This window comes from Albimonas pacifica, from assembly GCF_900113695.1.
Lineage (GTDB): Bacteria > Pseudomonadota > Alphaproteobacteria > Rhodobacterales > Rhodobacteraceae > Albimonas > Albimonas pacifica.
The window spans coordinates 350,474-370,496 of sequence record NZ_FOQH01000006.1; the positions used below are offsets into that span (position 1 = coordinate 350,474).

Here is a 20,023-nt window from a genome sequence, read left to right on the forward strand (position 1 = left end):
GCGAGAGGGCCCGGGCCCGGGCCGCCGGCCCATGAAAAAGCCCCGCCGGAGGGACCGGCGGGGCAAGGCGCAGCGACCTGGGGGGAGGAGACGTGTCCGGGCCGCCGCCCGCTCAGTCCCGGCCGAGATAGTCGGCCAGGACCTTGCGGACTCCGTGCGCGTGCAGGGCGCTCAGCCACCGCACGAAGGGCTCGCGGAAGCCCGGATGATCGGCGACGGCGCCGTAGACGTCGCGCAGCTCCAGCCAGGCCTCGGGCGCGTCCTTCGCCCGCCGGGCGTGGGCGACCAGCCGGTCCCAGTCGGGATCGTTCGGCGCGATCTCGGCGCCCGCCTCGTCCACGCCCAGGCAGTAGCGGGCCCACAGCGCGCTCTCCAGCGCCAGCCCCTCGACCGTCCGCCCGGCGGCGAGATTGTCCTCGATCGAGGGCACGATGAACTTCGGCTGCCGGTTCGAGCCGTCCAGGCACAGCCGCCGGATCGTGTCCTCGATCCGCGGGTTCCCGAACCGCTCCTTGAGGCTCGCGAGATACTGCTCCTGCGTGGCGCCGGGCACCGCCTCGACCACGCCGAAAACCTCGTCCCGCTCCACCTTCTCGAAGAAGGCCGAAACCTGCGCGTCCCCCATCGCATCGTGCGCGAACTCCAGCCCCAGCAGGCCGGAGGGATAGGCGATCATCGCATGTCCGCCGTTGAGCATCCGGATCTTCATGTGCTCGTAGGGGGTGACGTCGTCGACGAACTGCACGCCGACGTCCTCGAACGCCGGCCGGCCGGCGGGGAACCGGTCCTCCAGCACCCACTGCCGGAACGGCTCGCAGAACACCGGCCGGGCGTCGTCGAGCCCGTGGGCCTTCGCCAGATGCGCGCGCCTGGCCTCCGTCGTCGCCGGGGTGATCCGGTCGACCATGCCGTTGGGGAACGCCACCTCCGCCTCGATCCAGGCCGCCAGCTCGGGGTCCTGGCCTCTCGCCACCCCCACCACGGCGGCGCGCGTGACGGCCCCGTTGTGGGGGAGGTTGTCGCAGCACATCACGGTGAAGGGCTGCACGCCGGCCGCGCGGCGCGCGCGCAGCCCCGCCACGATCGCCCCGAACACGGTCCTCGGCCGGTCGGGGCTCGCGATGTCCGCGCGGATCGAGGGATGCTCCGGATTGAACCCGCCCGTCTCGGCGGACACGAAATACCCGCCCTCCGTCACCGTCAGCGACACGATCCGCACGCCCGGATCCGCCATCGCCGCGATCATCGGCCCATGCCCCTCGGCGACCGGCAGGAACCCCGCCATGGCGCCGATCACGCGCACGGCGTCGCCCTCCGGCCCCATCTCGGTCACCGAGTAGAGGTGGTCCTGCGCCGCCAGCCCCGCGCGCATCTGCTCGTCGGCCGGCATCACCCCGGCCCCGAGGATCCCCCAGGCCGGGTCCCCCCCGGCCCGCAGCAGATCGTCGGCATAGACCGCCTGGTGGGCGCGATGGAAATTTCCCATCCCCACATGCAGGATCCCCGGCCGCAAGGCCGATCGGTCGTAGGCGGGCGCCGAGACCCCCGCGGGCAGGGAGGCCAGAGAAGCGTTCGATAGGCGCGTCGACACGGGAGCAGGCCCTTTCGGTTGGTCGATCACGAAAACAAGGCGGGCGGCGCCAGGCGCCGGGCCCGCCTCAGCTCATCCAGTTTCCGCCGTCGACGTTGTAGGTCTGGGCGACGACGTAGTCGGCCTCGTCCGAGGCCAGGAACACGGCCATGCCGGTCAGGTCCCGCGCGGTCCCCATCCGGCCGTAGGGCACGGCCGCGCCGACCTCGCGCTTCTTCTGCCCGGGGGCCTTGCCCTCGTAGCGCGCGAAGAAGGCGTCGACCCCGTCCCAGTGCTCGCCGTCCACCACGCCCGGCGCGATGGCGTTGACGTTGATGCGATGGCGGATCAGGTCGAGCCCCGCCGACTGCGTGATCGAGATCACCGCCGCCTTGGACGCGCAGTAGACCCCCACCAGCGCCTCGCCCCGCCGCCCCGCCTGGGAGGCCATGTTGATGATCCGCCCGCCGGTCCCCTGCGCGATCATCCGCCGGGCCGCCGCCTGCAGGCAGAACAGCACCCCCGCCACGTTCACCGCGAAGATGCGCTCGTAATCCGCCCGCTCGATCTCCACGATCGGGGCGGCGGTGAACAGGGCGGCGTTGTTGACCAGCACGTCGATCCCCCCCATCAGGGCGGCCGAGACGTCCATCGCCTCCTCGATGCTCTCCTGCCGGGTCACGTCCAGCGCGACGGCATGGGCGCCCTCGCCCAGCCGCGCCGCCTCGGCCGAGGCGCGGGCCTGGTCGAGATCGGCCAGCACCACCTGCGCGCCCTCGGCCAGATAGGCCTCCGCGAAGGCCAGCCCGATGCCCCGTGCGGCGCCGGTGATCACCGCGCGCCGGCCCTGCAGCCGCCCCGCGCCGCTCATGCGATCCTGAGCCCCTCGTGGTCGAAGCGGTGGATCTTCTCCTCGTCCGGCGTCAGGAAGATCGCGTCGCCGTGGTGAAGGCTGACCTCGCCGCCCGCGCGCACGGTCAGCGGCTCGCGCCGGCCGTCCATGTGCACGTGGAAGAACGTGTCCGAGCCCAGATGCTCCGACACCCCCACCACGCCCTTCCAGGTCCCTGTCGTGGCCGAGGGCGCGATATGCTCCGGCCGGATCCCGATGGCATGACCGCCGCGCTTCTCGGCCTCGGCCCCCTCCAGGATGTTCATCTTGGGGCTGCCGATGAACCCCGCCACGAAGCGGTTGCGGGGCGTGTGATAAAGCTCCAGCGGCGAGCCCACCTGCTCGATCCGCCCCGCCTGCAGCACCACGATCTTGTCGGCCATGGTCATCGCCTCGACCTGGTCGTGGGTGACGTAGATCATCGTGGTCTCCAGCCGCTCATGCAGCTCCGAGATCTCCAGCCGCATCCCCACGCGCAGCGCCGCGTCGAGGTTCGACAGCGGCTCGTCGAAGAGGAACGCCGCAGGCTCGCGCACGATGGCCCGCCCGATGGCGACGCGCTGGCGCTGGCCGCCCGAAAGCTGCCCCGGCCGGCGGTCGAGATAGTCGGTCAGGTTCAGAACCTTCGCCGCGTTCTCGATCCGCCGCGCCTGCTCGGCCTTGTCCATGCCCGCCATCTTCAGCGGAAAGGCGATGTTCTTGCGCACGGTCATGTGCGGATACAGAGCATAGCTCTGGAACACCATCGCCAGCCTGCGCTTGGCGGGCGGCATCCCCGTCGCGTCCTCGCCGTCGATCTCGATCACGCCGCCCGAGACGTCCTCCAGCCCCGCGATCAGGCGCAGCAGCGTGGACTTCCCGCAGCCCGAGGGGCCGACGAAGACCACGAACTCCCCATCCTCGATCTCGAGGTTCAGGGGCGGGATGACGTGGACGTCCCCGAAGCTCTTGGCCACGTCCTTCAGAACGATGCGTCCCATGGGGTTTCTCCGTCCCTTGTTCTTATTTCACGGCGCCGAAGGTCAGCCCGCGCACCAGCTGCTTCTGGGAGAACCAGCCCAGGATCAGGATCGGCGCGATGGCCATGGTCGAGGCGGCCGAAAGCTTGGCGTAGAACAGCCCCTCGGGGCTGGAGTAGGAGGCGATGAAGGCGGTCAGCGGCGCGGCGTTCGCCGCCGTCAGGTTCAGGGTCCAGAACGCCTCGTTCCACGCCAGGATCACGTTCAGCAGCAGCGTCGAGGCGATCCCCGGCACCGCCATCGGCGTCAGCACGTGGATGATCTCGTCGCGCAGGGACGCGCCGTCCATCCGCGCGGCCTCCAGGATGTCGCCCGGGATCTCGCGGAAGTAGGTGAACAGCATCCAGATGATGATCGGCAGGTTGATCAGCGTCAGCACGATCACCAGACCCAGCCGCGTATCCAGCAGGCCGATGTCGCGGAAGATCAGGTAGATCGGCACCAGCACGCCCACGGGCGGCAGCATCTTGGTGCTGAGCATCCACATCAGCACGTCCTTCGTCCGCTTGGCGGGCACGAAGGCCATCGACCAGGCGGCCGGGATGGCGATCAGCAGCCCCAGCACGGTCGAGCCCAGCGACAGGATCACCGAGTTCATGAAGTGCAGGAAGTAGTCCGACCGCTCTTGCACGGTCGAATAGTTCTCCAGCGTCCAGTCGAAGACCAGGAACGAGGGGGGCGAGGCGATCGCCTCCGCCTCGGTCTTGAAGCTGGTCAGGATGGTCCACAGGATCGGGAAGAAGATCAGGATCGCGATCGCCCATCCGAAGACGGTCGAGACGACCTTGCGGTTGGTGGTGACGGCGCGGGCCATGGTCAGAGGTCCAGGTTCTTGCCGATCATCCGCATCAGGAAGAATGCGACGATGTTGGCGAGGAGGATGGCGAAGACGCCCCCGGCCGAGCCGAGGCCCACGTCGAACTGCAGGAGCGACTGCGCGTAGATCAGGTAGGTGAGGTTGGTCGAGGCGTTGCCCGGGCCCCCGTTGGTGGTCACCAGGATCTCGGCGAAGACCGACAGCAGGAAGATGGTCTGGATCAGGATCACCACGGTGATCGCGCGCGCCAGATGCGGCAGCGCGATGTGCCGGAACCGCGAGAGCGCGCCCGCCCCGTCCATCTCGGCCGCCTCCAGCTGCTCGCTGTCGAGGCTCTGCAGCGCGGTCAGCAGGATCAGGGTGGCGAAGGGCAGCCACTGCCAGCTGACGATCAGGATGATCGAGGCCAGCGGCGCCTGGGCGAGGAAGTCGAACGGCTCGAACCCCAGTCCCTTGGCGAGCTGCCCGAACAGCCCGTTGACCGGATGGAAGAACATGTTCTTCCACACCAGCGCCGAGACGGTGGGCATCACGAAGAACGGCGCGATCACCAGGATGCGCACGATCCCGCGGCCCCAGATCGGCTGGTCCAGCAGCAGCGCCAGCAGCACCCCGCCGACGATGGTGATCAGCAGAACGCCTCCCACCAGCAGCAGCGTGTTGATCACCGCCGGCCAGAAGGCGGGGTCGGTGAAGAAATAGGCGTAGTTCTCGAACCCCACGAACGGGTTCGCGCCGGGCATCAGCAGGTTGTAGCGCAGGAACGAGAAGTAGATCGTCAGCCCCAGCGGGATCAGCATCCATCCCAGGAGCAGGATCACCGCCGGCGAGATCATCGTCCGCGCGGCGGCGCGGGAATGCTGGGTCGCCATGGCCCGGGGTCTCCGGTTGGTGCGCCGCCGCCCGGCCTCGGCCGGGGAGGGGGCGCGAACAGGGGGTCGCGTCGCGGGGGGTCCTCCCGCCGTCCGGCCGGGCGCGTCGCGCGCCCGGCGGGGCGAAGGGGGGGAGCGGTCGGGGCCGGCCCTCGGGGGAAGGACGCCAGCCCCGTCCCTGGGGCTGGGGGACCGGCGCCGAGGAAGCGCGCGCCGGTCCCCGAAGCGGGCGGTCCGGGTGTGGGCCGGAACCGCGGCGCCGACCTCAGCGGGTCAGTAGCCGGCCCGCTTCATCTCGCGCTCGGTCAGGGTCTGGGCGTTGGCCAGCGCCTGTTCCGCCGTCACCTGGCCCGCCAGGGCGGCCGAGAACTGCTGCCCGACCGCGGTGCCCAGCCCCTGGAACTCCGGGATCGCCACGAACTGCACGCCCACGTAGGGAACCTCGTCCACGGTGGGGTTCTGCGGATCGGCCGCCTCGATCGACTCGAGCGTCATCTGCGCGAAGGGCGCCGCCTCCAGGTAGGCGGGGTTCTCGTAGAGCGAGGTGCGCGTGCCCGGCGGCACGTTCGCCCAGCCCTCCTTCTCGGCCACCAGCTCGGTGTATTCCTTCGAGGTCGCCCACTCGACGAAGGCCTTCGCGGCCTCCTCCTTCTCGGTCCCCGCGGGGATGCCGAGGTTCCAGGCCCACAGCCAGTTGCCGCGCTTGCCCAGGCCGTTGTCCGGCGCCAGCGCGAAGCCCACCTGGTCGGCGACCTCGGACTCGTCGGGGTTGGTCACGAAGGACGCGGCCACCGTGGCGTCGATCCACATCGCGCACTTGCCGGTCTGGAACAGGGCCAGGTTCTCGTTGAACCCGTTGGAAGACGCGCCCGGAGGCCCGTAGTTCTCCATCAGGTCGAGGTAGAAGGTCAGCGTCCGCTTCCACTCGGGGCTGTCGAACTGGGGGGTCCACTCCATGTCGAACCACTTCGCGCCGAAGGAGTTCGACATGGCGGTCAGGAAGGCCATGTTCTCGCCCCAGCCGGCCTTGCCGCGCAGGCAGATGCCGTAGACCTCGTTGGCCTTGTCCGTCGTGGCCGCCGCGATCTCGCGCACCTGGTCCCAGGTCGGCGCCTCGGGCATCTCCAGGCCGGCCGCCTCCACCAGGTCCTTGCGGTACATCACCATCGAGGACTCGCCGTAGAACGGCGCCGCGTAAAGCGTGCCGTCCACCGTCAGGCCGCCCCGGATCGCGGGCAGCAGGTCGTCGACGTCATAGCTCTCGGGCAGGTCGTTCAGGCCCACCAGCCAGCCCTGCTTGCCCCAGATCGGGACCTCGTAGGTGCCGATGGTCATCACGTCGTACTGGCCGCCCTTGGTGGCGACGTCGGTGGTCACGCGCTGGCGCAGCACGTTCTCCTCCAGCGTCACCCACTCGACCTTGATGTCGGGGTGCTTGGCCTCGAAGTCCGAGGTCAGCCCCTGCATCCGGATCATGTCGCCGTTGTTCACGGTGGCCACGGTGATGGTCGTCTCGGCCGACGCCGCCGTGGCCAGAGCCATGACCGCGCAGGCGCCCATGAGGGCGCTGGTCCGCAAGCTCATGTGTTCCTCCCTGGATGAGAACTTGCTTAGGTTGCGAATAATTGCTCATATGCGGCCGAGCGCTGTCAAGGCCTTGGGCCTTTTGCGGTGCAGCATGATTTCAGGGCCGGACGCGCCGTCTCAGGACAGCAGCGCCTCGGCGGTGATCTCGTCGGTGATCAACCCGTTGACCAGCCCGCCTTTCAGGGCGGCCTTGATCGCGGCGCGCTTCTTCGCGCCCGCAGCGATGGCCACGATCAGTTTTTCCGCGACCCGCTCCAGCCGCACGCCGGCGATGCGCGCGTTGGCCCCGGTCTGCAGGTAGGTCCCCGAATCGTCGTAGGCCCAGCCGGTGATTTCGCCGACCGCGCCCTGCGCGCGCAGCTCCCCGATCTCCTCGGCGGTCAGGAACCCGTCCTTCAGCAGCGGCGGCTCGCCCCCCATCTCGCCGACCCCCACGAAGGCCACGTCGGCGTTCTCGGCCAGCGCCCGGGCGCGGACCACGGGGGGCAGCGAGATGAACAGGTCCCGCTCCTCCGGCGTCGCCGCCACCAGCGGCAGGGGCATGGGGTAGTGGCGCGCGCGCACCTTGTCGGCGACCCGCATGATCACGTCGAAGGCCGAGGCGGTGCCGTCCGGCGCCATGTTCCCGTTCAGCGAGGCGATGCGGTGCTGCGGGCAGTCGATGGCCCGCATCTCCTCGACCATCGCGCGCAGCGTGCGCCCGGTCCCCAGCGCCACCACCAGCGGCTCCGGCGTCGCGAAGATTCTTTCCAATTCCTCGGCCGCCACCGGGGCGATCGCCTTCACCGGATCGGCGCCCTTGCCGAGGCTCAGCGCCACCCGCGCCCGCTTCAGCCCGTATTTGCGGGTCAGCGCCCGCTCCAGCTCCATGCAGCGGCTGACCCGATGCTCGAGGCGCACGTGGATCAGCCCCTCGGCCACGGCCTTGGCCACCAGCCGCTGCGCCCGCTGGCGCGAGATCCCCATCTCGGCGGCGATCTGGTCCTGCGTGGCCCCGCCGACGTAGTAGAGCCACGCCGCCCGCGCCGCCTGGTCGAGCGGCGTCGCGGTCTCCTCCTCGCGCCGGCCGCTCATGCCGCGCGCTCCGGGCGGGCGAGCTCGGGGCGGGGGTCGAAGAAGTCCTCGAATCGGGCGAAGTCGCGGTGCGCGCGCAGCTCGCCGGGGTCGGGCAGGGCGATGTCGCGGAAATGCGCGCCCCCGGTGAAGCGCCACGCCTCCATCCCCGCGGCCAGCGCCGCCTTGACCCCGTTCAGGCTGTCCTCGATCACCAGGCAGTTCTCCGGCGCGACGCCGGCGCGCTCGGCCGCCAGCAGGAACAGGTCCGGCGCGGGCTTGCCCCGCGCGACCTCCGAGGCGGTCGAGATCCGCCCCGCGAACCGCCCGCTCAGCCCGGTGATCTCGAGGCTGCGCGCCAGCCGCGCGGGGCTCGACGAGGTCGCGAGGCAGTAGGGCCGCGCCAGGCGGTCCAGCGCCGCCTCGACCCCGGGCATGACGGTCAGCTCCGCCTCGAAGGCGGCCAGCAGGCGGCGGCGGTAGTCGGCCTCGAAGGCCTCGGGCAGGTCGACGCCGAAATCCTCGCGGATCACCTTCAGCACCACCGGGTAGCTGCGGCCGAGGAAGTGGCGGGCGACGTATTCCAGGTCGATCTCGATGCCGCGCGTGCGCATCTCCTCGACCAGCATCCGCGCGCTGATCGCCTCGGAGTCGATCAACACCCCGTCGCAGTCGAAGATCACCAGATCGATCCGCCGCATCGCGCCCCCTCCCGGCCTGGACGGGCGGTGTCTTAGCAATCCCGGGCCCATGCGCCTAGCTCCTCCACCGGTCGAGATGGGGCGAGGGCGCTTCGAAGCCCGGCGCCGGGTCCAGCGCCGTCGGCCCCGCGGCGGCCCGTGCGCGGCGGCGGTTGATCAGCAGGTCCGGCTCCGGCGAGAACCGCGCCTGCAGGGGCAGAAGCGCCGCGCCCAGCACCCGCGCCTCGCCCCCGATCGTGCCCTCGCGCAGCTCCGCCGGGCTCAGCCCGGTGCGGTCGAAACGCAGCACCGCCTCGTGGGTCGCGTCCAGCAGCCGCAGCCGCCAGGCGGGGGGCAGCACGCCGTCGATCGCCACCGCCTCGAAGTCGATCACCGCCATCGCCGAGACCACCGCGCGCGCCAGCGCCGGCGCGGCGCCCGCCAGCCAGTCGGCGAACTGCGCATCCGCCTCCGCCCCGCCGAGGCCCGCCATGGCGCGGGTGACGTCGATCCCCGCCGCGCGCAGCCGCCGCGCCAGCCCGACGCCCGAGGCCGCGTGGATCAGCTGGCGCCCCTTCGCCCCCGGGACCCGCCCGGCCAGCGGCATCGAGCCCAGCGCCCCCGCGTTCAGCCGCGCCCCGCGGTAGAGCCGCCCGTCGAGCACCACGCCCGCGCCGATGAAGGCGCCCACATGGACGTAGAGCGCGCAGCCCGCCTCCAGCGCCTCGCCGGTCAGCATCTCGGCCGCGCAGGCCGCCGCGGCGTCGTTGAAGACCGAGACCTCGGCCCCCGTCGCCGCCGCCAGCATCGCGCCGGGGTCGACCGCCCGCCAGCCGGCGAGCGCGGCCTTGGGGGCGCCCAGCTCGTCCGCCCAGGCGTCCATCTCGCCGGGCAGGGCCAGGCCCACGCCGCACAGGCGCGCGCGGTGGGCGGGGCTCATCGCCTCCAGCAGCTCGCGCGCCTGGCCGGTGGCGGCCTCCATCACCGGGCCGGGCAGGGGGGCCTCGAGCCGGGTCGCGCGCTCGGCCACCGTCTCGCCGGTCAGGTCGATCAGCCGCGCCTCGACCGAGCGTCGTCCGATCTTCACCCCCAGCGAGAACGCCCCCGAGCCCGCGACCGAGACCGGGGTCGAGGGCTGCCCCCGTCCCCGGACCTTGTCGCCCTTGGCGAGCAGCCCCTGCTCGACCAGCCGCTCGACGATCACCGAGGCGGACTGCCCGCTGAGCCCCGTGGCGCGCGCGACCTCCGCCTTCGACAGGGCGCCGGCGCGCAGCACGGCGTCGATCACCCGCCGCTCGTTGAAGGCCCTCAGCCCGCCCGCATCCCCCCCCCGCATCGCTCCGTCCCCCCTCTCCATCCCGTCGACCGAACGCTATCCGCAGGAGTTCGATTAAATCAACCGATCTGATTTATTTGTTGACGAATCGAGGGGCTGTGTGGCCGGGTCCGCCGGCTCCTGCGCTCTTGCCGCGGGGCCGCGGACCGGTCGCGCCTGCAACAGGCTTGCGCGCGGCGGCGGGCGCGGCGAGGGTTCGGGGAGGCGCTGGTCAGGGAGGCGACGGTCGATGTTTCTCGTCTGCGGCGAGGCCCTGTGGGACCTGTTCGCGATCGAAGGCGCGGGGGAGGGCGCGGGGCTTTCCTTCGATGCGCGCGTGGGCGGCTCGCCGTTCAACGTGGCCGTCGGTCTGGCGCGGCTGGAGCAGGGCGTCGCGCTGTTCACGGGCCTGTCGACCGACCGCCTGGGCGAGCGGCTGACGGCGGCGCTGGAGCGCGAGGGCGTGGGGACCTCGGCCCTGGTGCGCACCGCGAATCCCAGCACGATCAGCCTGGTGGACCTCGGCGCCGACGGCTCCCCGCGCTATGCGTTCTATGGCGAGGGCGCCGCCGACCGCGCGCTGACCCTCTCCGACCTGCCGACGCCGGGACCGGAGACCTGGGGCCTGCACGCGGGCAGCTATTCGCTGGTGGTCGAGCCCGTCGGCTCGACGCTGCTGGCGCTGTTCGAGCGCGAGCGCGGCCGCCGCCTGCTGACCCTCGACCCCAACGTGCGCCTGACCATCGAGCCGGAGATCGGCGTCTGGCTGGCGCGGCTCGAGTCGTTCCTCGCCTGCGCGGACGTGGTGAAGGTCTCGGACGAGGACCTGGGCCTGCTCCATCCCGGCCGCACCATCGACGAGATCGCCGCGGACTGGCGCGCGAAGGGCGCGGCGCTGGTCGTGGTCACGCGGGGCGCGCAGGGCGCGGTCGCCTTCGGCCCCGCCGGGCGGATCGAGGCGCCCGGGCGCCGGGTCGAGGTGATCGACACCGTGGGCGCCGGCGACACCTTCCAGGCCGCCCTGATCGCGGGGCTGGCCGAGCGCGGCGCCACCGCCCGCGCCGCCGTCGAAGCCCTTGGGGCGGACGACGTCTCGGCGCTGCTCGACTTCGCGGTGCGCGCCGCCGCCGTCACCTGTTCGCGCCGCGGCGCGGACCTGCCGCGGCGCGCCGAGCTCGCCTCTCCAGCCCCCCGCACGGAGGACCGCTGATGGTCGCCCGCGTCGTTCCCGTCGATCCCTTCGACCTGGTGGTCTTCGGCGCCACCGGAGACCTCGCGCGGCGCAAGCTGATCCCGGCGCTCTACCACCGCCTGCACGACGGCCAGATGCCCGACGCGGCCCGCATCGTCGGGGCCGCCCGCTCGGACCTCTCGGCCGACGCGTTCCGCAACATGGCCGCCGAGGCGCTGGAGGAGTTCGTGCGCCCCGCCGATCTCGACGCGCAGACGCAGAAGCGGTTCCTGTCCTGCATCGACTACGCCCAGGTCGACGCCACCTCGTCGGAGGGCTGGTCGGACCTCGCCGCCGCCATGCCCCCGCGCGAGGGGCGGCCGCGGGCCTTCTATCTCTCGGTCGCGCCCCGCTTCTTCGGCCCGATGGCCGAGCGCATCCACGAGGCCGGCCTGTCGGGCGCCGACAGCCGCATCGTGATCGAGAAGCCGCTGGGCCACGACCTCGCCTCGGCCCGCGAGCTCAACGCCACGCTGGCCGCCCATTTCCACGAACATCAGGTCTACCGGATCGACCATTACCTGGGGAAGGAGACGGTCCAGAACCTGATGGCGCTGCGCTTCGCCAACGCGCTGTTCGAGCCGCTGTGGAACGCCCGCCACATCGACCACGTGCAGATCACGGTGGCTGAATCCGTGGGCGTCGAGGGGCGCGGCCCCTATTACGACGGCGTCGGCGCGATGCGCGACATGGTGCAGAACCACATGCTCCAGCTTCTGTGCCTGATCGCCATGGAGCCGCCGGGCCGTTTCGAGCCGGACGCGGTGCGCGACGAGAAGCTCAAGGTGCTCCGCGCGCTCGCCCCCCACGACCACCCCGAGGACGTGGTGCGCGGCCAGTATGCGGCGGCCAACGGCACGGCGAGCTACCGCGAGGACGCGGAATCCCCCGACAGCCGCACCGAGAGCTACGTGGCGCTCAAGGCCGAGGTCGCCAACTGGCGCTGGTCGGGCGTGCCCTTCTACCTGCGCACCGGCAAGCGCCTGCGCACCCGCGTCTCGGAGATCGCGGTGGTGTTCAAGGAGGCGCCGCACTCGATCTTCCCCGCCGCCTCCGGGCGCTGGGCGCAGAACGTGCTGGCGATCCGCCTGCAGCCCGACGAGGGCATCACCCTGGGCATGACCATCAAGGACCCGGGCCCGGGGGGCATGCGCCTTGCGCCCGCGGTCTTGGACATGACCTTCGCCGACGCCATGTCGTCGTCGAAGCTGCGGATGCCCGACGCCTACGAGCGGCTGGTGATGGACGTGATCCGCGGCGACCAGACCCTGTTCATGCGCGGCGACGAGGTCGAGGCGGCGTGGGAATGGGTCGACCCGATCATCGCGGGATGGGAAGAAAGGGGGGACCGCCCCGTTTCCTACGATCCCGGCTCGTCGGGTCCCGAGGACGCGCTGATGCTGCTGCATCGCGACGGGCGGCGCTGGAGGGAGATCGCCACATGACCGAGGCCCGGCCCGATGCCATGACCATGCCCCAGATCATCGCCTACGACAGCCGCGACGACCAGGCGGGCGGCCTCGCCGACCTGGTGGCGGGGCGGCTGAGCGCGGCGGTCAAGGCGAAGAACTCCGCCAGCCTCGCCGTGCCCGGCGGGACCACGCCGGGCCTGATGCTCAAGCTGCTGGGCGAGAGCGACGCGCCCTGGGGCCTGGTCGCGGTGACCCTGACGGACGAGCGCTGGGTGCCGCCGATCTCGGCCCGCTCGAACCAGAAGCTGTTGGGGGAGACGCTGTTCCACGGCGCCGCCGCGGCGGCCGAGTTCGTGCCCCTCTACGGCGGCGGGGCGGAGCCCGCGCAGGCGCTGCATGCGGTCAACCTGACGCTCGAGCAGGTGGCGCTGCCGCTCGACGTCGCCGTGCTGGGCATGGGCGACGACATGCACACCGCCTCGATGTTCCCCGATGCGCTGGGGCTGGAGGAGGCGCTGTCGCCCGACGCGCCCCCCGCCGTCGCGATCCGCGCGCCGGGGGCGGAGGAGCCGCGCATCACCCTCTCGGCCCGCGTGCTGCGCGCCGCCGAGCGGCACATCCTGATCCAGGGCCACGACAAGATGCGCGCGCTGGAGCGCGCCGTGGCGCTGGGCGACCCGACCCGCGCCCCGATCTGCGCCGTGCTGGAGGGCGCGACGGTGCATTACGCCGACTAGAGACCCACCAGGCCGGGGGCCCCCTCGGACATCGGACCCGGCCGGCAGGAGGACGTCATGAACCCGACCATCGAGGCCGTCACCGACCGTATCCGCGCCCGATCCGCCGCCGCGCGGGGCGCCTATCTCGCCCGCGTCGAGCGGGCGGTGGAGGCGGGCCCCGCCCGCGCGCATCTCAGCTGCGGGAACATGGCCCATGTCACCGCCGCCATGGGCCCCGACAAGGCGCCCATCGCCGAGGAGCGGGGCGGCAACATCGGCATCGTCACCGCCTACAACGACATGCTCTCGGCCCATCAGCCGTTCGAGCGGTTCCCCGACCTGATCAAGGCCGCCGCGCGCGAGGCCGGCGGCACGGCGCAGGTCGCGGGCGGGGTGCCGGCGATGTGCGACGGGGTCACCCAGGGCCAGCCGGGGATGGAGCTGTCGCTCTTCTCGCGCGACGTGATCGCGCTGGCGGCCGGGGTGGCGCTGAGCCACAACTGCTACGATGCGGCGATGTACCTGGGCGTGTGCGACAAGATCGTGCCGGGCCTGGTGATCGCGGCCGCCACCTTCGGCCACCTGCCGGCGATCTTCGCGCCTGCAGGCCCGATGCCCTCGGGCCTGCCCAACGACGAGAAGTCGCGCATCCGCCAGCTCTTCGCCGCGGGCGAGATCGGGCGGGACGAGCTCTTGAAGGCCGAGATGGCCTCCTACCACGGTCCCGGCACCTGCACCTTCTACGGCACCGCCAACACCAACCAGATGCTGATGGAGTTCATGGGCCTGCACCTGCCGGGCGCGAGCTTCGTGAACCCCAACACGCCGCTGCGCGACGCGCTGACCGCCGAGGCCGCCCGCCGGGCGCTGGCGATCACGGCGAAGGGGAACGAATTCACCCCGGTTTCCGAGGTGCTGGACGAGAAGGCCTTCGTCAACGGCATGGTGGGGCTGAACGCCACCGGCGGCTCGACCAACCTGGTGCTGCACCTGGTGGCGATGGCGCGCGCGGCGGGGGTGCTGATCGACTGGTCGGACATGGCCGAGATCAGCGCCGTCACGCCGCTGATGGCGCGCGTCTATCCCAACGGGATCGCCGACGTGAACCACTTCCACGCCGCCGGGGGCCTGGGCTGCATGATCGGCGAGCTGCTCTCGGCCGGCCTGCTGCACGAGGACGTGAAGACCGTCGCCGGCCCGGGCCTGAGCCGCTACACCGCCGAGCCGAAGCTGGCGGGCGAGCGGGTGGCCTGGGAGGCGGGCGCGGGCGAGAGCCTGAACCGCGACATCCTGCGCCCCGCCTCGGAGCCCTTCCAGAAGACCGGCGGGCTGCGGCTGCTGGGGGGGAACCTGGGCAAGGCGGTGATCAAGGTCTCGGCGGTGAAGCCCGAGAACCATGTGATCGAGGCGCCGGCCCGCGTCTTCCACGACCAGGAGGCGGTGAAGGCCGCCTTCAAGGCCGGCGAGTTCGACCGCGACCTGATCGTGGTGGTCCGCTTCCAGGGGCCCAGGGCCAACGGCATGCCCGAGCTGCATTCGCTGACCCCGCCGCTGGGCGTCACGCTGGATCGCGGGCACAAGGTGGCGCTGGTGACCGACGGGCGGATGTCGGGCGCCTCGGGCAAGGTGCCCGCGGCGATCCACCTCTCGCCGGAGGCGGCCGACGGCGGCCCGATCGCGCGCATCCGCGACGGCGACATGATCCGGCTGGACGCGACCGCCGGCACGCTGGAAGTGCTGGTCCCCGCCGAGGAATTCGAAGCGCGCGAGCCCGCCCGCCCGGACCTGAGCGCCAATCACGAGGGCATCGGGCGCGAGCTCTTCGCCGCCTTCCGCGCCTCGGTCGGCGCCGCCGAGACCGGCGCGGCGGTGGTGGTCTGAGCGAGGCCTGCGCGCCCCTTGCGGGCCCCGGGCCTGACCCGGGGCCTCCGGCGACCCGGCGGGGAGGGCGCCCGGCGGCGGACCGCGGGAGGTCCCGGGTCAGGCCCCGGGGCGCCCCCGCCCCCCGGGCCGGGCGCGGGCCTGAACATCGGGCGCCGTCCCCCGCGCGCCCCGCGGATCGAAAGGAAACGCCATGAAGATCGAGGACGTCTGCCGCCTCGCCCCCGTCGTCCCGGTGCTGATCGTCGAGGAGCTGGCCCATGCCGCGCCGCTGGCCAGGGCGCTCTCGGCCGGGGGGCTGAAGGCGCTGGAGGTGACCCTGCGCACCCCCTGCGCGCTGGACGCGATCCGCGCCATGGTCGACGCCGCCCCCGACGCCGTGGTCGGCGCGGGCACGCTGATGACGCCGGCCGACGTCTACGCGGCGGTCGAGGCGGGGGCGCGGTTCGGCGTCTCGCCGGGCCTCTCGAACCGGGTGCTGGACGCGGCGGAGGATGCGGGCCTGCCGATGCTGCCCGGCGTCGCCACGCCCTCCGAGGCGATGGCGGGGATGGAGCGGGGGCTGACCCATCTGAAGTTCTTCCCCGCCGAGGCCAATGGCGGCGCGCCGGTGCTGAAGGCCTGGGCGAGCCCGCTCGCCGGCGTCTCCTTCTGCCCCACCGGGGGGATCGGGCTGGGCAATGCGAAGGATTACCTCGGCCTGTCCAACGTGGTCTGCGTGGGCGGATCCTGGGTCGCGCCCGCGAAGCTGATGGCGGCGGGGGACTGGGCGGGGATCGAGACGCTCGCCGCCGAGGCCGCCGCGCTGCCGGTCTGAGCGCCGCGGGGCAGGGCGCCGGATCCCGTCCGGCGGCCCCTCTCCCGCCCCCTGTCTCACCCTGCGTAACTCCCGTTACGCCCGCGAGACGCACCTGTAACGCCGGGCTGTAACGCCCGGCCCGCACCGAAATTTCTTTCTCAGCGATTTCAAAGCTTTGCGCCCTTGGCACGGCGCTTGCCATTTCATCCTCCGACACCGGATCGGAGCATGGCATGGCCCAGACCACCGAACATGGACGCAACGAGACGCAGGACGCGGCCCCCCGCGCCTATGTCAACGCGCTCGCGGTGGAGTTCACGCTGGCCGAGTTCACGCTCGACTTCCTGCAGGCCTTCGGCGGGCCCGTCCCCGTGGCCGGGGCGCGGCTGGTGACGGCGCCGGCGAACATGCCGCTGTTCCGCGACGCGCTCGCCGCCGCCATCGCCGACTACGAACGCCGCTACGGCGCGCTGGGACCGCAGGGGGGGGAGGGCTGATGGCCGGCCTCGCCGCGATCCACCAGGCGGGCGAGAGCGTCGTGCAGCTGCTGCGCGCGCGCCGCGACCTGATGGCCGAGCAGGACGTGCTGGGGCCGGTGCCGGCTGGGCTCGACATCTCCCAGGTCGGCACCGCGCGGCTGACCTCGGCCCAGCCGCCGAACGCGGGGCTGACGATCTGCTGTTACAGCGTGACACGCTCCGAGCAGCCGGTGGCCCGCCTGCCGGCGCGCGAGAAGGCCGACCGCGTCTCGATCGCCGTCGAGCTGGGGTATCTGGTGGTGCCCTGGGCGTCCTCGGCCGCCGAGGAGCACGGGGTGCTCGCCTGGGCGATGCTGGAGCTGAGCCGCTATTCGCTGCTCGACCGGTCCCTGCTGGCCGGCGACGCGTGGGAGCGCGACGAGACCCTCCAGATCGTGCCCGAGAGCCTCGCGACCGACGACCTGTTCCGGATCTGGTCGGCGCTGCAGCTGCGCTATCGCCTGTCGGCCACTTTCCGCGCCCGGGTGATCCGGCTGAGCTACGGCCGGCCGGAGACGGGCCCGCCGGTGGTCGCCACCCGTTTCGGCTTCGCCGACGCGGACCCCCTGACGGAGGGGACGCCATGACGGTCTTCGAGCTGCTCGACCGCCGACTGCTGGCCGCCCTGCGCTTCGTGGACGCCGTCGGGGCCCCGGTGACCTCGCCCGTCGAGGCGCGGGCCGAGGGGCTGGATCCGCGGTCCCTGCGCTGGTCGCGCAAGCGCGACGGCGCGCTGCTGCTGCTGCGCGCGCCGGGTCTGGAAGAGCACGCCGCGGCCTTCGACGTCCTGCCCGGCGCCCCGGCGGTCGGCGCGGAGATCCTGACGCTCGACCTGCGCCCGGTGGACCCGGCGCTCGCCCCGCGCCGCGCCGCGCTGGCCCTGCCGCGCGACCCGGACCCGGAGGCGGGCGAGAGCCTGCTCAGCCCCGCCGAGATCCGCCTGCTTCCCGGCCAGCGCGCCCGGGCGGAGGGGCTGGAGGCCGCGCTGCTGGTCGCGGTGCGCCATGTCGACGGCCGCGCGGTCGAGGGCGCGGTGGTGCGCGTGCGTCCCGGCGGGCCCCATGCCGAGGCGCTCGGGATCACCGGGCCCGCGGGCGAGGCGCTGGTGCGCCTCGCGGGCCTGCCCATCGCCTCGCCCGGGCCGGGGGCCACGGTGCTCGCGGATCTCGAGGTGGACGTGGATGCGGCGATCGACGGGCCCGGCGTGCGGCTGCACGCGCCCGGGGAGATCGCCGCCGCCCGCGCCGCCTTCGCGGCCCGGCGGACGGGGTTCCCGGACCCCGACGCGATCCTCGCCGCCCTGCTGATCGCGGACCCCGCGATCGAGACCACGCCGACCGCGACCGTCGAGCTCCGCCCCGGGCGGCTCGCGACCGCCGCCCTGACCTGGACCCCCGCCTGACCGCCTGACCTGCAACCCCTGGGCCCGAGCGCCCTGACGACCACCGCCTGGAGGCGCCCGATGCCGGAATATCTCGCTCCTGCCGTCTACGTGGAAGAGACCAGCTTCCGCGCAAAATCCATCGCGGGGGTCGGCACCTCGACCGCCGCCTTCGTCGGGCCCTGCGCGCGGGGCCCGATCAGCTCGGGCGCGAACGCCGTGGTCCCGCCGCTGCTGACCTCGGTCTCGGATTTCGAGCGGGTCTACGGCGGGCCCGATCCGCTGAGGATCAACGGGGCGGCGACGCCCAACTACCTCGCGCTCGCCGTGCAGGCGTTCTTCGCCAACGGGGGCGGGCGGCTCTACGTCGCGCGGATCGCGGGGGCGGCGGCGGCGACCGCGGCCTCGGGCGAGTTCGGGCCGGCGGACTCGGGCGTGTCGCTGAGCGCGCGCGCGCCCGGCGGGGCCCGGATCGCGGGGTCGGAGGCCAACTTCCGCGTGGCCTTCGCCCAGGTGCAGACCGAGTCCACCAAGGCCATCGCCCTGCGCAAGCCGGCGGGAACGATGGTGCGGATCGCGGACGACTACTACGTGATCGGCACCAACCCGATGGTGACCTCGGCCGCCGACGCCACCGCCTTCGACGGGCTGGCCGACGCGGGCGCGCTGTCGCTGGTGAGCTGCGCGGTCACGGTCGAGGATCCCTCGGGCGTGATCTGGGAGGCCGCGGACCTCGGCTTCCACCCGCTGCATCCGCGCTATGCGGGCACGGTGATGGGGGCGAGCCCGCCCAACGGCGACGACGCGCTGGCCAATCCGGTGCGCCTCGACGTCGAGGACGACACCACCGCCCCGGTGCTGCGCCAGGCGCTGTGCCGGGCGAACGGCTCCGGGCGCACGGTGGCGCTGAGCGGGGGCACGGACGGCAACGCCGCCCCCACGCCCGCGGTCTACACCGAGGCGCTGAACACCCTGCTGGCGCTGGAGGACGTGTCGATCATCGCGGCCCCCGGTGGAGCCGAGATCGGCAGCGCGGCGGGCATCAACCAGGCGCTGATCGCCTCGGCCGAGACCCGGCGCTCCTACCGCATCGCGGTGCTGGAGACGGCCTCCCAGCAGACCATCGCCCAGGTGCGGACGACCAAGAGCGGGCTCGATAGCTCCCACGCCGCGCTCTATTACCCGTGGATCACCATCTCCAATCCGCTGGCGGCGACCGATCCGCTGGCCCCGGGGCGCATCGACGTGCCGCCGGCGGGGGCGGTCTGCGGGATCTACGCGCGCACCGACATCGAGCGGGGCGTGTGGAAGGCGCCGGCGAACGAGACCGTCACCGGCGCCGTGGGCCTGCAGCGCCACGTGCGCTTCGGCGAGCAGGAGGTGCTGAACCCGCTGGGGATCAACTGCATCCGGGCGCTGCCCAACCGCGGCATCCGGGTGTGGGGGGCGCGCACCGCGTCGTCCGACCCCGAGTGGAAATACGTGCCGGTGCGGCGCTACTTCCTCTACCTCGAGGCCTCGATCGACCGGGGCACGCAGTGGGCGGTGTTCGAGCCCAACGGCGAGCGGCTGTGGGACAACGTCCGCACGACCGTCGCCGACTTCCTCTACAACGAATGGGTCTCGGGCGCGCTGCTGGGCGCGACGCCCGCGGAGGCGTTCTTCGTGCGCTGCGGCCGGGACACCATGACCCAGAACGACATCGACAACGGGCGGCTGGTCTGCCTCGTCGGCGTGGCTGCGCTGAAGCCCGCCGAGTTCGTGATCTTCCGCATCGGCCAGAAGACGGCCGGAGCGGACGGCTGAGAAAGGGCTGAGAGATGGCTGTTCGCGAGACGCCCTGGGCGGCGACGAATTTCCTGGTGAACATCGGCGACGGGCCGGACGAAAGCTCGGCGCTGGGCGGGTTCACCGACGTCTCGGGCCTCGGCACCGAGATCACCCTGATCGAGTACCGGCAGGGCAACGACAAGGAGAACCGGGTGCGGAAGCTGCCCGGGCTCCACAAGGTCTCGGACGTGACGCTCAAGCGCGGCGTGATGGGACTGACCAACTTCTGGGACTGGGTGAAGGCGACCCGCACCAGCCCGTTCACCGCCCGCCCGGTGCTGATCACCATGATGGACGAGATGCAGGAGCCGGTGCTGCGCTGGAAGTTGATCAATGCGCGGCCGATGAAGTGGACCGGCCCGACCTTCGCGGCCAAGGGCGGCTCCGACGTGGCGATGGAGGAGCTGGTCATCGCCGCCGAGGGCTTCGAGTGGGCGGACGTCTGAG

Annotated in this window: 19 protein-coding genes; 10 read left to right on the forward strand and 9 right to left on the reverse strand. The window is 72.4% G+C overall.

The features are described from left to right. Positions 1-112 precede the first annotated feature (112 nt). The 9 genes from BM064_RS15215 to BM064_RS15255 all read right to left on the reverse strand — a co-directional run bounded on the left by BM064_RS15215 (position 113) and on the right by BM064_RS15255 (position 9,826). Complete coding sequence (locus tag BM064_RS15215) at positions 113-1,621, reverse strand: mannitol dehydrogenase family protein (protein WP_425426171.1); 1,509 nt, start codon at positions 1,619-1,621, stop codon at positions 113-115. A 37-nt stretch (positions 1,622-1,658) separates the two neighbouring features. Beyond that, on the reverse strand, positions 1,659-2,441 hold the full coding sequence (locus BM064_RS15220) for an L-iditol 2-dehydrogenase (protein ID WP_092860739.1): 783 nt from the start codon (positions 2,439-2,441) through the stop codon (positions 1,659-1,661). Next, positions 2,438-3,442 (reverse strand): ABC transporter ATP-binding protein, encoded by a 1,005-nt coding sequence (locus BM064_RS15225; protein ID WP_092860741.1) that lies wholly within the window; start codon positions 3,440-3,442, stop codon positions 2,438-2,440. The genes BM064_RS15220 and BM064_RS15225 overlap by 4 nt, the downstream gene beginning before the upstream one ends. A 22-nt stretch (positions 3,443-3,464) precedes the next feature. Next, on the reverse strand, positions 3,465-4,295 hold the full coding sequence (locus BM064_RS15230; protein ID WP_092860743.1) for a carbohydrate ABC transporter permease: 831 nt from the start codon (positions 4,293-4,295) through the stop codon (positions 3,465-3,467). Positions 4,296-4,297: 2 nt separating this feature from the next. Then, positions 4,298-5,170 (reverse strand): carbohydrate ABC transporter permease, encoded by an 873-nt coding sequence (locus BM064_RS15235; protein ID WP_092860745.1) that lies wholly within the window; start codon positions 5,168-5,170, stop codon positions 4,298-4,300. A gap of 273 nt (positions 5,171-5,443) precedes the next feature. After that, positions 5,444-6,754 (reverse strand): ABC transporter substrate-binding protein, encoded by a 1,311-nt coding sequence (locus BM064_RS15240; protein ID WP_092860748.1) that lies wholly within the window; start codon positions 6,752-6,754, stop codon positions 5,444-5,446. A gap of 120 nt (positions 6,755-6,874) precedes the next feature. Further along, positions 6,875-7,831, reverse strand: coding sequence for a sugar-binding transcriptional regulator (locus tag BM064_RS15245; protein WP_092860750.1), 957 nt, complete (start codon positions 7,829-7,831; stop codon positions 6,875-6,877). Then, the gene (locus tag BM064_RS15250; protein WP_092860752.1) at positions 7,828-8,511 is read right to left on the reverse strand and encodes an HAD family hydrolase; all 684 of its coding nucleotides are present in this window, start codon (positions 8,509-8,511) and stop codon (positions 7,828-7,830) included. Before BM064_RS15250 ends, BM064_RS15245 begins: the two co-directional genes overlap by 4 nt. A 55-nt stretch (positions 8,512-8,566) precedes the next feature. Beyond that, positions 8,567-9,826 (reverse strand): ROK family transcriptional regulator, encoded by a 1,260-nt coding sequence (locus tag BM064_RS15255; RefSeq protein WP_218161049.1) that lies wholly within the window; start codon positions 9,824-9,826, stop codon positions 8,567-8,569. A 229-nt stretch (positions 9,827-10,055) separates the two neighbouring features. Here BM064_RS15255 and BM064_RS15260 point away from each other — a divergent pair, with 229 nt between their 5' ends. The 10 genes from BM064_RS15260 to BM064_RS15305 all read left to right on the forward strand — a co-directional run bounded on the left by BM064_RS15260 (position 10,056) and on the right by BM064_RS15305 (position 20,022). After that, entirely contained in the window at positions 10,056-11,015 is a 960-nt protein-coding gene (locus BM064_RS15260) for a carbohydrate kinase family protein (RefSeq protein WP_092860756.1), read from the forward strand. After that, positions 11,015-12,481 carry a glucose-6-phosphate dehydrogenase gene (zwf, locus tag BM064_RS15265; protein WP_092860758.1) on the forward strand — a complete coding sequence of 489 codons (1,467 nt, stop codon included), beginning with the start codon at positions 11,015-11,017 and terminating at the stop codon, positions 12,479-12,481. Before BM064_RS15260 ends, zwf begins: the two co-directional genes overlap by 1 nt. After that, positions 12,478-13,185, forward strand: coding sequence for a 6-phosphogluconolactonase (gene pgl, locus BM064_RS15270; protein WP_342741372.1), 708 nt, complete (start codon positions 12,478-12,480; stop codon positions 13,183-13,185). The genes zwf and pgl overlap by 4 nt, the downstream gene beginning before the upstream one ends. A 57-nt stretch (positions 13,186-13,242) precedes the next feature. Then, positions 13,243-15,048, forward strand: a complete 1,806-nt coding sequence (gene edd, locus BM064_RS15275) for a phosphogluconate dehydratase (RefSeq protein ID WP_092860760.1) — start codon at positions 13,243-13,245, stop codon at positions 15,046-15,048. A 193-nt stretch (positions 15,049-15,241) separates the two neighbouring features. Next, positions 15,242-15,865 (forward strand): bifunctional 4-hydroxy-2-oxoglutarate aldolase/2-dehydro-3-deoxy-phosphogluconate aldolase, encoded by a 624-nt coding sequence (gene eda, locus BM064_RS15280; protein WP_092860762.1) that lies wholly within the window; start codon positions 15,242-15,244, stop codon positions 15,863-15,865. A 215-nt stretch (positions 15,866-16,080) separates the two neighbouring features. Further along, positions 16,081-16,344 carry a DUF3467 domain-containing protein gene (locus tag BM064_RS15285; RefSeq protein WP_092860764.1) on the forward strand — a complete coding sequence of 88 codons (264 nt, stop codon included), beginning with the start codon at positions 16,081-16,083 and terminating at the stop codon, positions 16,342-16,344. After that, complete coding sequence (locus BM064_RS15290; RefSeq protein ID WP_092860766.1) at positions 16,344-16,952, forward strand: Pvc16 family protein; 609 nt, start codon at positions 16,344-16,346, stop codon at positions 16,950-16,952. Before BM064_RS15285 ends, BM064_RS15290 begins: the two co-directional genes overlap by 1 nt. After that, positions 16,949-17,767: a hypothetical protein gene (locus BM064_RS15295; protein ID WP_092860768.1), complete on the forward strand. Its 819-nt coding sequence runs from the start codon at positions 16,949-16,951 to the stop codon at positions 17,765-17,767. Before BM064_RS15290 ends, BM064_RS15295 begins: the two co-directional genes overlap by 4 nt. A 60-nt stretch (positions 17,768-17,827) precedes the next feature. Further along, positions 17,828-19,552, forward strand: coding sequence for a phage tail sheath family protein (locus BM064_RS15300; protein WP_092860770.1), 1,725 nt, complete (start codon positions 17,828-17,830; stop codon positions 19,550-19,552). A 14-nt stretch (positions 19,553-19,566) separates the two neighbouring features. After that, positions 19,567-20,022, forward strand: a complete 456-nt coding sequence (locus BM064_RS15305; RefSeq protein ID WP_092860772.1) for a phage tail protein — start codon at positions 19,567-19,569, stop codon at positions 20,020-20,022. Position 20,023 lies beyond the last annotated feature (1 nt).